Source organism: Lactiplantibacillus sp. C232, assembly GCF_023806725.1.
In the GTDB taxonomy this organism is placed as follows: Bacteria; Bacillota; Bacilli; order Lactobacillales; family Lactobacillaceae; genus Lactiplantibacillus; species Lactiplantibacillus plantarum.
This window is the reverse complement of the sequence record NZ_JAMSKZ010000023.1, coordinates 26,368-45,617: the sequence shown is the minus strand read 5'-3', so window position 1 is coordinate 45,617 and position 19,250 is coordinate 26,368. Positions and strand designations below refer to the sequence as shown.

Genomic DNA, 19,250 nt, shown 5'->3' with positions numbered 1-19,250 from the left:
ACTTTATTTATCGAATTCAAATTGAGTTCAAAATCAAAATCGAAAAAAAGAACCCAATTCGTAAATGAATTGGATTCTAAATATAACTTCATCAACACCGGTTGACAGAGACCCTTATTTAGCTGACTTACCATTACGAAATGAGCTTCCGCGCTTGATCATCCAAAGGATCAAAAAAACGAGTACCCAGTATTACCGGGTACTCGTTTTTAGGGTAATAATATCACCCGTTTTTGACCTACAATAGTTCAGCAAAAACGTCTTCTTGTGTATTCAAATAATTTTCACCCGGCTTGATCTCAGTCATTTTAACACCAGCCAAAGCGCGTGCCATCAGTCCTTCAACATCAATCCGTTCTTCGTAGGACCGTGAACGGTCTAGCTTCGGATGCGTCTTGGGTGCTGGCGGCGCAAAAATCGTACAACAATCTTCAAATGGCATGATCGACAAGTCATAGGTATCAATATCTTCGGCAATCTTAATAATTTCCGTCTTGTCCATGGAAATCACTGGGCGCAAAACCGGCAAGGTGGTCACATCATTGATGGCAATCATGCTATCCATCGTTTGTGAAGCCACTTGCCCTAATGATTCACCATTAAAAATCGCCTTACCATGCCGTTGACGCGTAATGGCGTCCATCAAACGCATCATTAGGCGCCGTTGAACGGTCATAAGATAACCCTCGGGCACTTTTTCTTTGATTTCTTCTTGAATCTCAGTGAATGGAATCTGAATAAACTTCACGCTACCAGAGTAACTTGCTAGCGTTGACGCTAACTGCTTGGCCTTTGCTAACGCCTGTTCACTCGTGTATGGCGGACTGAAGAAATGGACCATTTCCATGTCCACACCACGCTTCATGCCAAGGTAGCCGGCAACTGGTGAATCAATCCCACCAGAAAGCATCAGCATTCCCTTGCCAGCGGTGCCGACCGGTAATCCCCCGGCACCCTGAATCGTTTCTGATGATAAGAAGATACCGTTTAACCGAACTTCAACACGTAACACAATGTCCGGATTCTTCATCTTAACTTGAATCCCGTCAACGTGGTCCAAGATTTGCCCACCGAGCATGTCATTGATTTGATTTGTATCGTATTCAAACTGATGATCGGAGCGCCGTGTGTAAATTTTAAAAGTCATCCCCGGTTTAAACTGGGCTTTGACCATCGCAATCGCCGTTTCATAGACGGCATCCATGTCGGCATCGACGCGAATACTTGGTGAAAAGTTTTGAATTCCAAAAACTAGCTTCAAACGGCCCATGACTTTATCGGCATCCTCACCATTTAACATGATGTGCATCCGGTCACGGTTCGCGTGGACCTTTAGTTCTGGAAAGTCGTGCAACGCTTTGCGTACGTTACGGCCTAAGCTATCGATAAAGTTCCGCCGGTTTTTGCCCTTGGTCGATAGTTCACCATAACGTACCATGATTTCAGTGTACTGCATGAACAAGTTCCTTTCCGTTATGCGTCTGCATTAATTTTTGAGAATTTTTGATAAAGTTGATCAAATACTTTAATAAACTGGTCAGCTTCTGCCAGCGTATTATTCTCATCGAGGCTGACCCGCACAGCACTCGTCGCAATGTTTTCTTGCACGTGCATCGCCATTAAAGTACTGGAGGCCAAGTGTTTCTTCGATGAGCAGGCACTCGTTGTTGAGATATAAATGCCCTGATCTTCAAACGCGTGAACAATGGTCTCGCCCCGCACACCGTTGATCGTAAAACACAGTATGTGGGGTGCGAACCCCGTCGTTGGCTGACTAAAAATCGTCACTTTAGGAAACGACTTAATGTGCTCGTAGATTCGCTGTTTGATAGCTCGCTCACGAGCTACCTTACCATCTTCATCCGTGAGCAACAATCGCAGGGCCTTCGCCATGCCGGCAATTGCTGGTAAGTTCTCAGTTCCAGAACGCCAGTTACTTTCCTGACCGCCGCCATTCATTAATGGCGCTAACTTACGACCATTGCGCGCGTAAATAAAGCCAACCCCGCGAGTCGCATGAAACTTGTGCCCTGAAAAGGTCACAAAATCCACCCGGTCATTCATGATCATGTTCTGAATTCCTTTACCAATTCCTTGGACTGCATCAATATGAAAATGAATTTTCGGATATTGTTTCAGTAGTTCCGCCACTTCAAGTAAAGGCTGAATCGTACCGATTTCATTATTGACTGCCATCGTTGACACTAAAATCGTGTCAGGCCGAATTGCCGCTTTCAAGTCCGCCACGTTGATGCGGCCTTCCTGATCGACCGGTAAGTAAGTCACTTCATAACCAAGTTCCTTCAATTGTTCCATCGAATTATGAATGGCAGGATGTTCCACCGCCGTGGTAATTAGATGCTTCCCAAAGGCCCGCTTTTCAATCGCTGTACCCTTCAAAACCCAATTATCGCCTTCCGTCCCACCAGACGTGAAGAAAATTTCGTGGGCTTGCACACCTAGTAAGCCGGCAATTTGTTGACGTGATTGTTCCAACAAATGAAAGGCCGTTTCACCAAAGTTATGCAAACTAGACGGATTACCCCAAATTTTTTGGGAAACCGTTGTATACGTCTCCAGTACGGCAGGAGCAGCTTGCGTCGTCGCACTATTGTCAAAATAAATCATTACTACGCCTTCTCTTTCCAAGAAAGTGTGCATTGCACTTACTTTCGATAAGAATTCTTTGCAATTATACCAAATATTACTAGTGAAACAAGGGTTTTTGTTTCAAATTTCTGATTAATCACACGACAATTGCGTCCTAAACACCATTTTTGTTGGCCGTTCCCAGTCACCCTTCTCAGAACCATCACGATTACTTGCATCATGATGCCAACTAAAAACCAGCTGGTGGCGGTTGTCATTTAACAATCACCACCAGCTGGTTATTTTCAGTTAACTAAAATTTTGCATATGGGCGGTCCCAACTATCCTCGTCAGGCCTCATCGTTCATCTTATCAGCTTGTTTATTCGCATAGTAACTGTCCTCAATCCGTTTATAGGACCCCGGATCAACTTTATCCACAGCTGTTGCAATTACTTCTAAACTCCGCGCGTAGTCATGAGTCTCGGTAAACAACCGTTGTGCTTCCACGCTGGCTTCTTGCACCTCTTCATGATTCGTCTTGTAACGGTTAGCGTATTGTAAGAGCTGTTCCGCCATAACCGCAGCATCCGTTAAATCACTGGTCTTTTCCTTTAAGGTCGCCATGTCCGCCTGAATAACAATCAACTGTTTCGTGATGTCGTCCATATTGATCACAAGCTTATTAATATCATGGTCAAGCCGTTCGATTTCCTTGGCAACTACTTTGAAATAGTCCAAATAGTCTTTCGGTAGTCCAGGCAAGTTCAAATTTTCAACCTGGCGTTTGATCGCGTGGATTTCAAAATCGAACCGTTGCAACGTCTCGTGGGCTTTGGACTCTTCAGCGGTCAAACTCGCCACACCTTTGTTAATTGCCACTTGTTCTTCTTCAATGCCTTTCAACTGCTCATCTTGTTCGGCAAAATGAGCTGCGATCTCACTAAAGACAGCTTGCTTACTAGTAATAGCTGTGACGTCCGCCTGATAAACAGCTTCGATATTCTTCAGTTGTTCGTTCAATTCACGCGTCCGTTCAACTTCGCCATTATTCAACGTATAGCTTTGTGCTAATCGATCCAACTCAATTTGTAAGCGGTGATTCTGATTCATGGCATGTGTCAAGAACTTACTGATTTCTTCTTGTTGTTGATCAACAACGGCCTTAGCATCGATCTCTGCTTGCATCACGTCATATAAGTGGTCGATCCGCTTTTCAATCGCATGATTGCCGTTTTCAGCATCCGTAACTTTCAAATCACCAAGTAACGCAATATTATCGTCGATTGCTTGCTGTAACGCTTTGATTTCTGGTTCAATCGATTCGACCTCAAAGTGAAAATGTTGAGCCGTTAATTGTTGATAACCACTAGCCAGTTCGGCTAACTGATCAGGAAACCCACTCACTAGGTCCTTATAAATCGGTGGAATCCGATCAATATCCATTTCAAGAGTGCCAGTATCGTGATGTAACTGATCCAAAACCTTTTCAGCCGCGTCATGATCGCCAGCCTTGGCTAATTCGGAAAAATGATCAAAATCACTTTCTAAGTTAGCTAACTGATCCTCCAATTTGTCGATGCTCGGACCAAATGAAAAGTTTTGCGATAATAACGTCTTCCGTATGTTTTGGTACTTCTTCTCTAAACTAGCCACTGCTTGGCGGTGCGCGGCATCCGCGTCATCTAAGGCCTGCAAGCCCTGACGAATTTCTGCCTGTCGTTGTTCAATCGTATCTAATGTGGCCGCAACCTTCTTCAGATTCTGCTGAGCATCGAGAAATCTGATGCCCCGCGCCTGCGAAGTAATGGCCGTTAATTGCTCACTAACGGCGGGTAACTGATCATTATCAACTTCTTGACCAGCGCTCTGCAACGCTTCCAACTTCGCTAACGATCCGCCCGTTAGTCCGAGTTGTTCAATTTTTTCGAAATCTGTGGTCTGCGATTGCTTGACTAGCGCCTGTTGCCGTTCCGTCAATTGACGGACTTGCTTGTCGATATAAAATTGAAAGCCTTTGACCGCCGCGTAGATGACAATCGCAACCACAACAATGCCGATTGCTACTTGCATACGAATACCCCTTACATTATTTATTCCGTTTTAATTGCGTTGCGCCTCACCCTGTTGAGAACCGTAACCTTGCTTTTTTCTGAAAATCCAATTAAAATCTATCTTAAATTATAACATAGACGTAACTAACGGACAGTAACAATTTGTTAACATTCAAGGAGGATTTTTTACATGGCTACCACGGAAACATCACTTATGAACCAACAACTCGACGCCCTACTGTTTCAAGAAACTAACCTGGTCGCGAACTTAGCTAATGCTAGTGCCCTCCTCAACAGTACTTATGACAACCTTAACTGGGCCGGCTTTTACTTATTTAACGAACAAACTGGCGAGCTCGACTTAGGTCCCTTCCAAGGCAAAGTCGCTTGCATGCACATCAAAGTTGGGGCTGGTGTCGTCGGAACTGCTTTTGAAACGCAAACGAACCAACGGGTAGCCGATGTCCATCAATTCCCCGGCCACATCGCTTGTGACAGCGCCAGCAACTCTGAGATCGTGGTCCCAATCACCAAGGACGGCCACCAAATCGGCGTACTCGACGTCGACTCTCCATCATTAGATCGATTCAATGCTGATAACGAAGCTGAATTGACCGAATTTGTGGCGATTCTGACGTCACACATTGACTAATCAGCATTAAACGTGTTATGCTACTCTTTGTGTAAAATAATGCAGCAGTGAGTGGGTAAGCTCGTCAACAGATTGGTGCCAATATTTTGGTCAGTTAGTAACCTGCGGCTGCAATGGTGAAACCTGCAGTCCAATCTGAACGAATATCGAACTTACATCGGATTATTTTACTCCAACTAAAATTATTGGAGGAAACATTTTATGTCTCGTTATACAGGTCCAAGTTGGAAAATTTCCCGTCGTTTGGGAATGTCCCTTTCAGGTACTGGTAAAGAATTAGCTCGTCGTCCTTACGCACCTGGTGATCATGGCCAAGGTCGTCGCGGTAAGCTTTCTGAATACGGTACACAATTACGTGAAAAGCAAAAGTTACGGATGATGTACGGTTTAACTGAACGTCAATTCGCTAACTTATTCATCAAAGCTGGTAAGATTCGCGAAGGTAAGCATGGTGTTAACTTCATGATCTTACTCGAACGTCGTTTGGATAACATGGTTTACCGTTTAGGCTTAGCAACAACTCGTCGCCAAGCTCGTCAATTAGTAAACCATGGTCACATCACTGTTGATGGCAAGCGTGTTGACATCCCTTCATACGAAGTTAGTGTCGGCCAAGTTGTCTCAGTTCGTGAAAAGTCCAAGAAGTTGGCTGTTATCACTGGTGCTGTTGAAGCCGTTGTTGCACGCCCTAACTTCGTTCAATTCGATGCTGATAAGCTTGAAGGCTCATTAACTCGTTTACCAGAACGTGAAGAACTTGAAGCAGATATCGACGAATCATTAATCGTTGAATACTACAACAAACTTTAATTTCCGGTATTTAAAAACCGTCGCGTTTGCGGCGGCTTTTTTGTATGTTCTGTTAATTTCAGACCTGACGCTCAGCACTCACAGCCGCCATGACCGGTTGATAAATCGACAATAATTGTTTGAATGTTGTGATGATCAATTTATTCAACGTATCAGCATCTTCAAATAACGGATCACCGACCAAGACTGCGCGGCCCACGACCAACTCGCTGTGTTTATACTGATCGAATTTCTTGATGGCCTGCGTAATATTGGCCGGTGTTGCAAGTTGCGTGGCCGGCACCCCATGATTATTACTGATAACATAGCCCGCCGGCAAGGCCTTCAAAAGTGGTGTTAAATCTGCGAGTTGCATCTTTGCCTGCACGGCCGGTTTACACTCATCCAAAATATCAAAATAGATAAACAAACGGTCAGGCCATAGCCCCAATTCAAAATGTGGCCAGGCTTTGTAGCTCCGTTTGTTTTGACTAAAAGCGACCCAAGTGTCTACCGGCGGATTCTTAAATCGCCGTAAATGTTTGGCAAAGTGCGCGTAGAACGGTGGCTCGCTAGGTGTTTGTAAACTCGCTATAATCGTTGGTGCGACCTGTTCGAACTTAGGATCGATCACCGTTTTGATTAAATGCATGCGGCCCGCTAACGTCTGGTCATTAAAAATTTCAAAATCTTGATTTGTAAACAAGTTTTATCATCCCCAAAACTAATTTAGATTAACCATACCGCATTCACTAACGCAACGCTACCCCCCCTTCCCTTCGCTATTATTGGAGGAACATGCTACAATGATAATTACTATCAAGGAAAGGATGTTAGACAATGGCTGAAACAGATAAACAACCAGTTGACCGCATCGAAACGGCCATGCACGGGACGCCAAAGTTGCATCCCGACGAACAACGCAAGTACCTGGGGACCTTTCGGGAACGCGTCGAAGTCGCAGTGACCGTTGCCCAAATTAAACAGGCCAATTACGTCGACGCACTTCATCAAGCATTTACGAGCCATCCGGATGACCAATTATATATTAATGGTAATTTAGACCAGGAACTGATTGGGCCGTATATCAAGGCGGCTAGTCAAGCCAATATCAAATTCACTATCAAAACGGATGACATCTACCATACTGCTGATGATGATTACGCGCTTGTCTTCACTGCTGCAAGCGCCATTAACCAAGATATTATTGATGTTGCGCAGCGTTATCCCTCGCAGGCTTCATCAGCAACACCCCAGGCCGAGAAAACACCTGGGTTGCTAGATAAATTCAAAAAGTTACTTTAATACAACAAAGGTCCCCATCCACGCACGGATGAGGACCTTTTTACGTTTGACTGCGTTAATTACGCGCTAGAGTGCCATAAAGACTCATGATAACTAAGGCCGCAACAATGATCCCCATGAGGCTGACTGAAACCCATGCTGTTGTGACGATACTCAGTAGTAACAATATCCCACCACCAACTAGCGTATAGCCCAACCAATAACGAACACGCCGCCAAATCATTGGCCGAATCGTGTGACCACCTCGGTGCATCTGCGCGTATTGATTTGCACTGATTGTTGGCAAATAATTCCCGATGGCCATGAAAATAAAGGCAATCAAACTAACGGCAATACGCCAAATATCCAATTGATGGCCTAAGTTATAACTGATAGTTGTCGCATAGATCACACTTGATAGTACAGGCACGATCCAAATGATCATCTGTTCAAACCGTGGCGCCGGTGCCTTATGATTGGCATTCAACCGTGTCACCCCAACGCAAATCAGCTGAAACGCCATCATCATAATTGGAAAGCCAACGACCACTAATAATTTTGCGGCCATTCCATTAGGTTGATTATCCAAATTAAAATGAATAGCCATTTTGGCGGGCAAGGCCGCATAATTCACGACGCCGTAGCTCATTGGTAACAGAATAACAATATAGCTCAGCCACAACTGCAAGTTCCTTTTTGTCATCACTTTTCATCCCCCTGCTTTGGACTAAAACGATATAGCCACGTCAACATTTCCTCAAATACGCTCGCATTTAGCTCATAGTACACATAATTTTTTTCCTTGGTCACGGTAACTAAACCAGCTTGCTTCAAAAGCTTGAGATGATAAGACACCGTTGCATTACTTAACTTGAAATGAGCCGCAATCTCACCAGCCGATTGCCGATTCTGGCGTAAATCTTCCAAAATCTGGCGTCTGACAGGATCTGCAATTGCTTTAAAGGTCGTATTCAACGCCATACGGGCTACCTCCAATCACCTATTTAGATATATATCTAAATAGAGTATAACAGGCAACCAGGAATTCAACAAGAGATATTTAGATAAAATTCGAAATAGGTGTTTTCAATCACGACACCGTGTATTGACTATAATCCTTTATATAAAATAAAAGGCTAACACTGGACAACTCGATTGTTGCACTGTTAGCCTCTGTTAAATTTAATCAATACTGAACAAATAAGCAACAGCACCATATGCTGGTAAAACAACACTGTTAGTCTCTTCTGCAATGTTTTGATCATTACTAATGATCTTCTCACATGGTCTATTCTGCAGTTCTGTTGGCAAAACAATTTTTTGGGGTTTTTCGGTAAAATTCCCGGCGACTAATAGTATCTGCTTCTGATCTCGTCTTAAGTATGAAAATACTTGTTCATTGTCGGGATCAAGCAACTCAAAGTCACCCGTTGTCACAATCGATAAAGAATGGCGCAACTTGATCAGTTGCTGATAATAATAGAAAATTGAGTCTTTATCCTTTAACGCTTGTTCCACATTAATTCTAGTATAGTTAGGATTGACGCTAAGCCATGGCGTTCCCGTTGTAAAACCGGCATTATGTTTGCTGGTCCACTGCATCGGGGTCCGCGCATTATCCCGTGACTTCAAATAAATGGCCTTCATTGTGTACTCTTTGCTGAGATGTTTATGATTAATAAAGTCTTGATAGATATTATGTGTTTCAATATCTTGATAGTCATCAATTGAGGTGAACTTGGCATTTGTCATTCCTAGTTCTTCACCTTGATAAATAAACGGTGTTCCTTGTTGAAAATGTAACACAGTCGCCAACAGCTTCGCAGATTTAACTCGATACTCAGTATCATCGACACCAAACCGAGTTACCGGACGTGCTTGATCATGATTGCTCCAATACAAGCTATTCCAGCCATGATGTTCAGCCATGCCTAATTGCCACTTATTAAACACTTGTTTTAGTGCGGATAATTTGAAGCGTCTCGTAGAAAACTTACCATTTTCATCATAATCTAAATGCATATGGTCAAAGTGGAAAACCATGTTTAATTCTTTACGTCGTTCATCCGTATATTTTTCAGCCTCAGCAACACTAGTATGGGGTGTCTCGCCAACAGTCATAATGTCATAATGACTTAATACTTGCTGATTCATCTCACGTAAATAATCATGGATTTTAGGCCCATTGGCTGCACCATAATAATAACTGCCATACGCTTTATTTTGAATGACCGGACCATCCGGATAAGTTGGTTTTTTCGACAACAGACTGATGACATCCATCCGAAAACCATCAACGCCTTTGTTCAACCAAAAACGCATAATTTCATATACATCCTGACGTACTTTAGGGTTTTCCCAATTTAAATCAGGCTGTTGCTTTGCAAACAAATGTAAATAGTATTGACCGAGTTGATCAACATATTCCCAAGCTGAGCCGCCAAATGAGGAACCCCAGTTGTTAGGCAACTGTTCTTTACTCCCATCTTTCCAAATGTAATAATCATGATATTGATTGCTTGTACTTTGCTTAGCCGCCTTGAACCACGGATGTTCACTTGATGTGTGATTAACGACTAAATCCAAAATTAATCGCATATGTCGCTGATGTACTGCATCTAGTAATGCAGTGAAGTCCGCTAACGTTCCGAACTGATGGTCAATTTCTCGGTAATTGCTAATATCATAACCATTATCAACTTGTGGAGATTGATAGATAGGATTCAGCCAAATAACGTCCACACCAAGTTGCTTCAAATAATCTAACTTTTCAATGATACCTCTTATATCGCCAATTCCATCGCCATTACTGTCATTAAAGCTTTTCGGATAGATTTGATAAACAACACTCTTCCGCCACCACTCTGTTTTATTCATCATCATCATCCATTTCTATACTCATTTGATTAACTGAAACAATTGATTCTTGAGCCTGGGTGATTAAATCGCAAACCCGCTGATCTGTTAACTCGTGATCAGTCGGTTCTAGTGCAATGGCCAACGCTAACGGAAGATTCATGCCACTAATAATTTGTGTGTGGGGGCGCATTCGATAATTAAAAAATTGCTGATTTACACTGCCCGCCAGCATATCTGTCAAAATAACGATCTCCACTTCTGCAGGAATACTAGCCATTAATGATTTAACTTGTTGTTCTACTGGCTGGTTATCCATGTATGCCGTTAAAGCAACAATATCAGCTGCATTATTAGAAATAAAATTAACGGTGTCAGCCAGCCCACTAGCAAATTGATGATGTGATGCTAAAATAATTTTACGTTTCATAATTCACAACTCTCCCCTATGCCTTAAAGATGCCTAAAAATGTTCCTACCAGTGATATTGCAATAACTAGTAAGATTATTTTTGTTGGTGTCCATTTCTTATTGCCTAACAAATGATAAATTAATAAAGTCAGTAATGCCGGCAACAATGCAGGCATGATTTTATCAAAAATTCCGGTTTGAAGATTAAGCGTTACTTTACCTACCGCAAATTTAACAGGCATTGAAATTTTAACCACCGTTGCAACCAGAGCGCCAACAACACTTAGTCCGACAATTGAGGCAGATTCTGTAAAAATATTTAGTCGTTCACCCAATGACGTAATAAGCTTCGTACCACTGGTAAAGCCAATATCAAACATTTTAAGTTTCACAAACCAAAAAACAATGTTTGCAATCAACCAAACGATTGCACCTAATGGGTTTCCTTGTAAGGCCATATACCCTGAAATCGATCCCATAATTGTCGGCCACAATACCCAGACAAGCGTATCACCAACACCAGCCATCGGTCCCATTAAACTTGTCTTCAATGATTGAACTGCTGTCTTAGCCTTAATACCATCACGCTCTTCCATGGCTAATGAAGCGCCCAAAATCAGCGAAGACATTACAGTTGTCGAATTATAATAATTAAAATGATTTTCTAATGCTTCTTGATACTCATCGTCATCATCATAAATTTTTCGTAAGGCTGGTGCCAGTGCCCAAGCCACCGCAGGTCCCATTTGGGATTCATAATTAAAGATATTGCAAGCCATAAAATTATAGCGTACCGCGGCCCGCCGACGATCTTTTTTCGTAATCTTAGTTGTTGGTTGCTTATTCATCATAATCGTCCCCTTCATCTTCAACCACACCGGCATTTGTTGCTACTTGACTGACCTTTTTGGACTCGCTTAAGAAGTACCAATAAGCTGCAGCAAATCCAATTAAGGCAACACCCAAGACATCAATCTTCAAATATGCCGCTAGCACAAAGCCAACAATAATGTAACTGAGGAACTTTTTGACTGGCATATACCGTAATAGCATGCCAACTCCGACTACAGGTAACATACCGCCAGCAACAGTTAGTCCGTTTGTAACCCAACTAGGCACAACGTTCAAAATAAATTTGACAACATCGGCGCCCCAGAAAACAATTAGAATTGCAGGTAAGGCAGTTTGCAAACTGAACAAGGCCGGACCCCACCAGGCTTCACGACGCATTTTCTGAAAATCATGCTTTTGAACATCACCTAACATCTTATGCGCTAAGAAATTGACGATGATCCGTGCAATGACTTCTAACTGGATTGCTAATAATCCAACTGGTAACCCAACAGCAATCGCTGACTTAATCCCAGATCCAGTTCGTACAGCAATAAAAATACCGACAATTGTTGCCAATCCGTAATTAGGCGCAGACGCACCACCTAAAGCGGCGACACCTAACATCATTAATTGAAATGTCCCAGCAATAGTTAACGCAGTGGGTAAATCTCCCATAATCAAACCAGTAATCGTTCCGACAATTACCGGGAACCAAGACATAATCACAAGACCGTTCTGATCAATCGTCATATACCCTGCTAACAAAACAATAAGAATATCTTGTAATATTTGAATACCTGACATTATTAGTTCCTCCTCGTCTACGCTTTAAAAGGTTCTTCTGGATCAGTTGGCACGTACTGGATTACCAAAGGGACATTTTTCTGTTCCAATATTTGCAAATCACGACGTTCCTCATCATCTAAGGCAACAAACTTCGTAACTGGTTTGCGACCGCTTTCATTAAATAGAATACCAAGATCAACTTTAGGAATTTCGACGCCACCTTCAATAAGCTTAATCAATGTAGCGGGTTCTTTTACTAAAACAAATACCCGTTGATTATCATACTTACCAGCGTTGAAGTTAGTAATAGCTTTTTCCGTATTGATAATAGACATCCCAGTTCCGGCTGGCTTAGACATCCGCATACTTGCTTTAATGGCCTCGTTAGTACTTAATTCATCATCAACCACCATAAACCGTTTAACTTGTAATGCTTGTGCCCATTGATTAACAATTAATCCATGAATCAAACGTTGGTCTACCCGTGCTAAAATTACTGACATAATTAATTCCTCCATTTTTGGTATCGATACCAAATTATTTATTTTAAAAAGAGCATTAGGCTGATGCTCTCTTAATAACCTTTAGCTCAAATACTGTTTCAGTAGACGTTTCTGTGCCACTGATCTGTTTTAACATGACTTCGGCAGCTGCTTGTCCCATTCTTTTAACCGGTTGTTGTACAGTTGATAACGGGATTTTTAGATTCGCAGACATTGGCTGGTCGTCCACGCCCAATACTCCAATGGCACTAGGAACATTAATTTTGCATCGTTCTGCCTCTTGAACAACACCCATGGCAACTTCATCACTCCCCGCAATCAACACATCGGGTCGTACATTCAGTGTCAATATTTGTTGTAATATTTTACGACCATCTTCAAAAGTATGAGCGCCAGTGAATAACCACTGCCGATTGAAACGTAATTGATGCTCATTTAATGAATCTTGAAAACCTGCAAACCGGTCCGAATCAAAATCCTCTCCACGTTCTGTAATCACGATATTCTTACGGCCAGTAGCATAGGCAATTTTACGATACCCTTGATCATATAAAAAACTGGTTGCCATATAAAAACCCTTATATTGATTCGAACGAATAACGGGGACATCTTTTTCTTTTAGATACTCATTAACTAGGACAATCTTTCCATATTTTTGATATGCTCCAATAACTGCCCATGAGTTTTCAATTGAGCAAAGAATCACACCATCAACTTGTTGATTTTTCAATAAATTTAATGCTGTCACCTCTTCTTCTGGTCGACCAAAAGTCTGAACAATCAGCGTACTATAACCTTGCTCATCTAAAACCCGTTCAATAGCATCTACCAAATATGCAAAGAACGGATTCACGATTCGTGGAATTGTAACCGCAATTGTATTCGTTTTAGACCCGCGCAGTTGCCGAGCGGCCGGCCGTGGAACGTAACCCAATTCGGTCATTGCTGCTTTAACAAGATTTCTCTTTTTACTTGATACGTGTGGACTGTTATTGATAACCCGTGAAACTGTTGAGACTGACAAACCCGCTAACTTTGCGACGTCTGAAATCGTTGCCATTTACGCCCTCCTTAATAGAACTACTTTCTTCATTCATCATAATACAAGCTTATATTTTGATTGTCAACATTTTTTGGTATCGTTTTCATATTTTCTGTTGTATTTATTTAAACGTAAATTTTATCTAAGAATGTCCAAATGCGTTTTCCAGGGATAAAAAATGAGCTTAACAAGATTACCTTGTCAAGCTCATTTTTTCGGTATAATTCCGTATGATTACAGCTTAAATCAATCGCAACTTAATCTTCATTTTTAAACAATGCATCCAACAACTGCCCCGCCACTGGTTGGGCAGTACCAAACATTGGGAACAAGTGCGGATACAAGTACGGCGCCGCATGAATACCCAAGTATACCGCCATTTCAGGATGCTCTGGCACTAATTCGGCATAGAGATTGGGAATCATCACGTCGACCCCAGCGACCGCTAAGTGTAAGTCTGCTACCAACTTTTCCACCGCCTGCACATAGGATTGATGCATATCAGCCGTCGCGTCTAGCACGTCCGCCCCGTTACCAAAAGTCGCATCCTCTCGTAATAAGATCTGAGTTCCCCGGCTGACCACAGAATCTAAGGTCAAGTGATATGAGTCCAGGCGATACCGTTCGATCGTTCCTAACTGTAGCGCTGATTGAGGCCACTTAAAAGCGGTCCCGCGCAACGCTCGACCATTTTTGCGATCAAGTAACGTCTTGACCGTTGAGCGACCATCACCAACAATATTGGCTGGAATTCGTTCGACGATTGCTTGCACACGACCATCGATAACCAAAAAGCGATAACTTGATGCGACTACCACTTCCTCGGCCATTACCGCGGACGTTTGCTCGAATAGTTGCCGGACGACTTGTTCAAACAGTCCGCGTTCGGGCATAATCCGAAAGACAATTACTTTGTGCGACTCATCCGCCGCTTTTAATACGATCCCACCAGCTTGAACGTATCGATCATAATCAGCAATCAACTGATTAGCTGTATGATATGTCTGTGAAGCCGGCACCGGAACCCCGTGCTCAGCCAGAATTTGTTTGGCCGCTGCTTTATGTGTCAGTACGGTCGTTAGCGCCTGTGGATTTAAATCCGTTCCGCTCCCATTCACAACTAATTGCGACCGTCCTAACTTAGTCAATCGTAAAATGTTAGCGTGTGGGTCAACAACGTCCACCTGCACTCCCCGCGTCAAGGCCTGCTGGGCTAGTTGCTGGCTCGATAGATCTAGCGCGGTAAAGCCCGCAAGTTCAAACGGACGTTCATTGCTCGATTCCTGATAGCGTGCAGCCCGTTCGAGTGCCCATGCTAACGGATCGGCTTGCATGGCAATCTGCGCACTCAGCGTCTTCTTTGGATCAGTGACCCGCGACTTCAACTGTTTGAGTAACACGGCATCTTCATTTGGTAGGCCATAGGTTTTAACAAAATCAGCAAGTGCATCTAAAACTTGAACAGCCGGCACGGCCTGAGCACTAGCCGTCGTTGGATTTTCACCCAAAACTTGACGGGTCAATTGGTCAGCTTGAGCGTTGACTTGGGATACCATCTTAGCTGGAAGTGCCGGCATCATTACGAAATAACTCGCCAACAAACGAACAAATGCCACCGCGTTCGCGTCCACCCCGACTGGACTAGTTGGATCGAGATCCAAGCCCCGGTATTCAAGATAATAGACCCCCTGCCGGGCCATCATAGCTAGCTGCCCATTACTCCGAAGCCGAACTGGCCCGTCAAAATCATTGACCGACAACAACTGCTGTTGACGAACAGCCGCCGTCAACTTGGCCACGTAGCGATCAATTGACGTATAGTCTCCCGTCACTTGACTGTAGCGACCATCGGGATGTTGAACACTACTGCGCTGTGGACGACTCGTAGTATCCGTAACGGCTAGGCGTGGTGAAGCGCCAAATAAATACTGAATCAGCCAGTTCATGCGCACCAATCCCTGAGCGACTTTCAGATAAATTGCATTGCGAAAGTCAACATAACTGTGATACTGCTGATGGAAAGTCTCAGTATATAAACGGGTGAATAAAGCTTCATTCAAGCTCATATTCACGTGACTACCAGTCGTCATTAATCGCTGTAACTCATACTTACGAGCTAAGTCGCGACGACGCTGATAGCTGACTTGATCAACATCAGCCAGTGGCACGTTCGTTAGATCATCCGGCAACACAGGCGTACTCGACAGTGGCCAAAGTCGTTCGTCCGCATCGAGTGACCGCCGTGCTGCGGTATTCAAGCCCTTCAGATACGCCATCAATGCAGGAATGTCACGACGCACCGGCGTAGTAAACTTTAAAGCACTTGCGGAAAAGCCCGGACGTAACTGATGATTTTGTTGCGCTGATCCAAACGCTTGCGGGTGTGCTGTCGTCGCTAAGTGACCATGGTCGTCCACCCGGTGCATGGTGACCTCTAGTCCTAAATTAGCCTGATGAACGAGTGGGACTAAGTGATACTGTACAATTGCCTTACCAACGGCATCTAATTCCATAATGATCAATCCTTTATAATTATTTTGTTCGTTAAACTGATTATTCGGTGTCCTTCATTGTAAATGCTATAATAGTTGGGACTAGTTTTGCAAGGAGGGATTTCAAACGATGCAACAACCATTAGCCTACCGGATGCGACCAAAAACGCTGAAAGACGTTGTCGGCCAGCAACAATTGGTCGGCCCAGGCAAGATCATCGCCCGGATGGTCAAAGCCAAACGACTATCATCAATGATTCTATACGGCCCACCAGGTACTGGCAAGACTAGTATCGCGAGTGCCATTGCCGGTTCCACCAAGTATGCTTTTCGCATGCTGAATGCAGCTACCGACAGTAAAAAACAACTTCAAATCGTAGCCGAAGAAGCCAAAATGAGCGGGACGGTCATTCTTCTGCTGGATGAAATCCACCGGTTGGATAAAACTAAACAAGACTTTTTATTGCCTCACTTAGAAAGTGGCCGCATCATTTTGATTGGTGCTACGACCGAAAATCCATATATTAGCATTAATCCAGCCATCCGTAGTCGAACGCAGATCTTTCAAGTTTTCCCGCTCACTGACGATGATATTCAGCACGCGGTGGAACGAGCCCTCGCTGACGAAAAAAACGGTCTTGGCAGTTACCACGTTGATTTAGCACCCGCGGCCATGCACCACCTGTGCACCGCTACCAACGGTGATTTGCGCAGTGCCCTCAATGGGTTAGAATTGGCCGTATTATCATCGTCTCCGGCCGATGACGGCACCATCGCCATTTCACAACAAACGATTGAAGAATGCTTGCAAAAGAAAGCCTTATCCGCAGATAAAGATGGTGACACCCACTACGACGTGATCTCGGCCTTTCAAAAGTCCATACGCGGTTCCGACGTAAACGCTGCATTACACTACTTAGCCCGGCTAGTTGAGGCGGGAGATTTAAAGAGTATTATGCGTCGGCTGATGGTGATTGCCTATGAGGATATTGGATTAGCTAATCCAGCCGCGTGTGCCCACACCGTCGCAGCTGTTCAAGCTGCCGATCAATTGGGATTTCCTGAAGCACGGATTCCGCTAGCTGACGCTGTGATTGAATTAGCCTTATCGCCAAAGTCAAATTCAGGGATCAGTGCCATTGATGCCGCGCTCACAACGGTCCGTGACGGCCATTTCGGTGATATCCCGGCCGACATCAAGGATGCGCATTATCAAGGCGCTGCCAAACTCGGTCATGGTGTTGGATACGATTTTCCACACGATCACCCGGGTGATTGGGTCGCTCAACAGTATTTACCAGATGCCATCAAATCAGCCAAGTATTACGGGCCCAAAACAAATGGCCGCTACGAAACAGCCCTTGCGCAACAATACGAAAAATTATTAAAGGCTAACGAGAGAAATCGCTAACAATACCTTGGTTGTGCTAATAATTGCAACTTTTATTTTTATATGCTAGACTAAGAGTCGAAATTACTAAGGTGTGCGCATTGCTCTAAACAAAGTGTTGCCGAACAATTAATACTACTTTGGGATGTCCGTTAGCTAATTCCATAACATGCCTTATCCTTTGGTAGTTAGCGAATTAGTCAGAACGTCCCACCTGCCTTAAAGCGGGTCAATACTGAAGGGCGATTAACGGCACCACTAGTTTTTCCGGAAGTTTACTTCCGTTGGTCAGGACTTGTTCCTGGCCTTTTTTTGTGGCGTGAAAGCGACCCAAGTTCACAACGTCATTTTACTAACACCGTCCAAAACTCATGGGGAGAATGGTTAATTGGGAAGCCGGTTATACATGAATAATCTCGGCTACTGAAATACAGTCCATCACGCTGGTTTGGGTATTTCTGCAACAATCCGACACTCCTGAACAATTACTCATCCTCATAAAACCAGCATGACGTGTGTCGCAATCATTTGACGCTAAATTGTGTTGTGTGAACTACTAGTACTAATCGCTTATCTTTAGCTAGCATTGCATTTGTCTTCTCTTCCGGAATCAACTAAAATAAGATTAACATCACCTGTTGGAGGTTCATTTTGATTACATTACTGCTTGTCATATACACGCTCATTGCGGGTTGGCTCAGTTATTATCTGCTGACGCACCAGTCCCGACCATTTCTCTTTTTTGACCCGAACAAAGCGCCGACAATCAAACACGTCGCACGCTATGGTGGCGGCTTAATGTTACTAGTTACCATCGCCTGTTTCGTGACCATCTTTGTTCAAGCGACAATGCTAATTGCCATTGTACTGGCTAGCGGTTCACTGATTATGATGGCAATTGCACTAATTTTAGTGAGTTTCATGCAAATCTCATAGAAAACGCTTTTTATTTTTTGCGAAAACCTTTACAATATAGTTATAAAGTAATGAGGGGTGAGAATGATGTTACAACAATACCAACACATTTTAGTTCCTGTTGATGGTTCTTATGAAGCGGAATTAGCATTTAAAAAGGCGGTTGCCGTCGCGAAACGGAACGGACCTAACGCCTCAGTTCACATGGTCCACGTGGTTGATACCCGTGCTTTCCAAAACATTTCTAGTTTTGATACGACCATGGTTGAACAAGTGACCGATACTGCTCAAAAAACGTTGGACAAGTACGTTGCAGAAGCTAAGGCGGACGGCTTAGATAACGTGGATTATTCGATTGAATATGGCGCACCTAAGACGATTATTGCGCGCGACGTTCCTAAGGATATGGGCATCGATTTAATTATGATTGGCGCAACTGGTCTCAACGCGGTTGAACGCTTATTGATCGGGTCAGTCACCGAATATGTCACTCGGATGGCTGTTTGTGACGTTCTCGTTGTCCGGACTGACTTGGAAAATAAGCCAGCTCCTAAACCAAAGAAAAAGTAATCTTTTGATACACGTACAATAAAAATCGGCTCAGTGAAGTTACTTACCTCACTGGCCGATTTTTTACTATTTGCCAAAATCATA

19 protein-coding genes and 1 other RNA gene are annotated in these 19,250 nt (G+C 43.5%); 7 read left to right on the top strand and 13 right to left on the bottom strand.

The genetic code is table 11. The annotated features are described in order from the left end of the window. Positions 1–238: 238 nt before the first annotated feature. From thiI to ezrA, 3 genes are all read right to left on the bottom strand, one after another. Positions 239–1,456, bottom strand: a complete 1,218-nt coding sequence (thiI, locus tag MZO41_RS15610; protein ID WP_003641480.1) for a tRNA uracil 4-sulfurtransferase ThiI — start codon at positions 1,454–1,456, stop codon at positions 239–241. 17 nt (positions 1,457–1,473) lie between these two features. After that, a complete protein-coding gene (locus tag MZO41_RS15605) occupies positions 1,474–2,628 on the bottom strand; it encodes a cysteine desulfurase family protein (RefSeq protein ID WP_003644645.1) in 1,155 nt (384 codons plus the stop codon). A 311-nt stretch (positions 2,629–2,939) separates the two neighbouring features. Continuing rightward, entirely contained in the window at positions 2,940–4,661 is a 1,722-nt protein-coding gene (gene ezrA / locus MZO41_RS15600; protein WP_003641477.1) for a septation ring formation regulator EzrA, read from the bottom strand. Between the two features lie 171 nt (positions 4,662–4,832). Between ezrA and msrC the strand changes: the two genes are divergently transcribed. Further along, complete coding sequence (msrC, locus tag MZO41_RS15595; RefSeq protein ID WP_003641476.1) at positions 4,833–5,294, top strand: free L-methionine (R)-S-oxide reductase MsrC; 462 nt, start codon at positions 4,833–4,835, stop codon at positions 5,292–5,294. Positions 5,295–5,495: 201 nt separating this feature from the next. Beyond that, positions 5,496–6,104, top strand: coding sequence for a 30S ribosomal protein S4 (rpsD, locus tag MZO41_RS15590; protein WP_003641475.1), 609 nt, complete (start codon positions 5,496–5,498; stop codon positions 6,102–6,104). A gap of 58 nt (positions 6,105–6,162) precedes the next feature. Here rpsD and MZO41_RS15585 read toward each other — a convergent pair whose 3' ends face one another. Beyond that, entirely contained in the window at positions 6,163–6,789 is a 627-nt protein-coding gene (locus tag MZO41_RS15585) for a DUF1054 domain-containing protein (protein WP_022638495.1), read from the bottom strand. Between the two features lie 134 nt (positions 6,790–6,923). On the opposite strand from MZO41_RS15585, the gene MZO41_RS15580 reads away from it, so the two are divergent. Continuing rightward, positions 6,924–7,388: a YueI family protein gene (locus MZO41_RS15580; protein ID WP_003645407.1), complete on the top strand. Its 465-nt coding sequence runs from the start codon at positions 6,924–6,926 to the stop codon at positions 7,386–7,388. 55 nt (positions 7,389–7,443) lie between these two features. On the opposite strand, the gene MZO41_RS15575 is transcribed toward MZO41_RS15580, so the two are convergent. The 9 genes from MZO41_RS15575 to gshAB all read right to left on the bottom strand — a co-directional run bounded on the left by MZO41_RS15575 (position 7,444) and on the right by gshAB (position 16,312). Continuing rightward, entirely contained in the window at positions 7,444–8,070 is a 627-nt protein-coding gene (locus MZO41_RS15575; protein WP_013355713.1) for a DUF1648 domain-containing protein, read from the bottom strand. Then, the gene (locus MZO41_RS15570) at positions 8,070–8,348 is read right to left on the bottom strand and encodes an autorepressor SdpR family transcription factor (RefSeq protein ID WP_003641471.1); all 279 of its coding nucleotides are present in this window, start codon (positions 8,346–8,348) and stop codon (positions 8,070–8,072) included. The genes MZO41_RS15575 and MZO41_RS15570 overlap by 1 nt, the downstream gene beginning before the upstream one ends. Positions 8,349–8,549: 201 nt before the next feature. After that, positions 8,550–10,244 carry a glycoside hydrolase family 13 protein gene (locus MZO41_RS15565; protein WP_022638496.1) on the bottom strand — a complete coding sequence of 565 codons (1,695 nt, stop codon included), beginning with the start codon at positions 10,242–10,244 and terminating at the stop codon, positions 8,550–8,552. Next, complete coding sequence (locus MZO41_RS15560; RefSeq protein WP_003641469.1) at positions 10,237–10,653, bottom strand: PTS sugar transporter subunit IIA; 417 nt, start codon at positions 10,651–10,653, stop codon at positions 10,237–10,239. The genes MZO41_RS15565 and MZO41_RS15560 overlap by 8 nt, the downstream gene beginning before the upstream one ends. 16 nt (positions 10,654–10,669) lie before the next feature. Then, positions 10,670–11,485, bottom strand: a complete 816-nt coding sequence (locus MZO41_RS15555) for a PTS system mannose/fructose/sorbose family transporter subunit IID (protein WP_003644647.1) — start codon at positions 11,483–11,485, stop codon at positions 10,670–10,672. Beyond that, positions 11,475–12,272 carry a PTS mannose/fructose/sorbose/N-acetylgalactosamine transporter subunit IIC gene (locus MZO41_RS15550; protein ID WP_003641467.1) on the bottom strand — a complete coding sequence of 266 codons (798 nt, stop codon included), beginning with the start codon at positions 12,270–12,272 and terminating at the stop codon, positions 11,475–11,477. Before MZO41_RS15550 ends, MZO41_RS15555 begins: the two co-directional genes overlap by 11 nt. A 17-nt stretch (positions 12,273–12,289) precedes the next feature. Continuing rightward, positions 12,290–12,757, bottom strand: coding sequence for a PTS sugar transporter subunit IIB (locus tag MZO41_RS15545; RefSeq protein WP_003644648.1), 468 nt, complete (start codon positions 12,755–12,757; stop codon positions 12,290–12,292). A gap of 55 nt (positions 12,758–12,812) precedes the next feature. Next, a complete protein-coding gene (locus MZO41_RS15540; RefSeq protein WP_003641465.1) occupies positions 12,813–13,817 on the bottom strand; it encodes a LacI family DNA-binding transcriptional regulator in 1,005 nt (334 codons plus the stop codon). 239 nt (positions 13,818–14,056) lie between these two features. Then, a complete protein-coding gene (gshAB, locus tag MZO41_RS15535) occupies positions 14,057–16,312 on the bottom strand; it encodes a bifunctional glutamate--cysteine ligase GshA/glutathione synthetase GshB (protein WP_003644649.1) in 2,256 nt (751 codons plus the stop codon). Between the two features lie 109 nt (positions 16,313–16,421). Between gshAB and MZO41_RS15530 the strand changes: the two genes are divergently transcribed. The 4 genes from MZO41_RS15530 (at position 16,422) to MZO41_RS15515 (ending at position 19,166) form a co-directional block, all read left to right on the top strand. After that, positions 16,422–17,702, top strand: a complete 1,281-nt coding sequence (locus MZO41_RS15530) for a replication-associated recombination protein A (RefSeq protein WP_058906855.1) — start codon at positions 16,422–16,424, stop codon at positions 17,700–17,702. A gap of 60 nt (positions 17,703–17,762) precedes the next feature. Continuing rightward, a non-coding RNA gene (gene ssrS / locus MZO41_RS15525) (6S RNA) lies at positions 17,763–17,950 on the top strand. 382 nt (positions 17,951–18,332) lie between these two features. Next, entirely contained in the window at positions 18,333–18,617 is a 285-nt protein-coding gene (locus MZO41_RS15520; RefSeq protein ID WP_003641462.1) for a hypothetical protein, read from the top strand. A 66-nt stretch (positions 18,618–18,683) separates the two neighbouring features. Beyond that, complete coding sequence (locus MZO41_RS15515; protein ID WP_003644650.1) at positions 18,684–19,166, top strand: universal stress protein; 483 nt, start codon at positions 18,684–18,686, stop codon at positions 19,164–19,166. Positions 19,167–19,250: the final 84 nt, after the last annotated feature.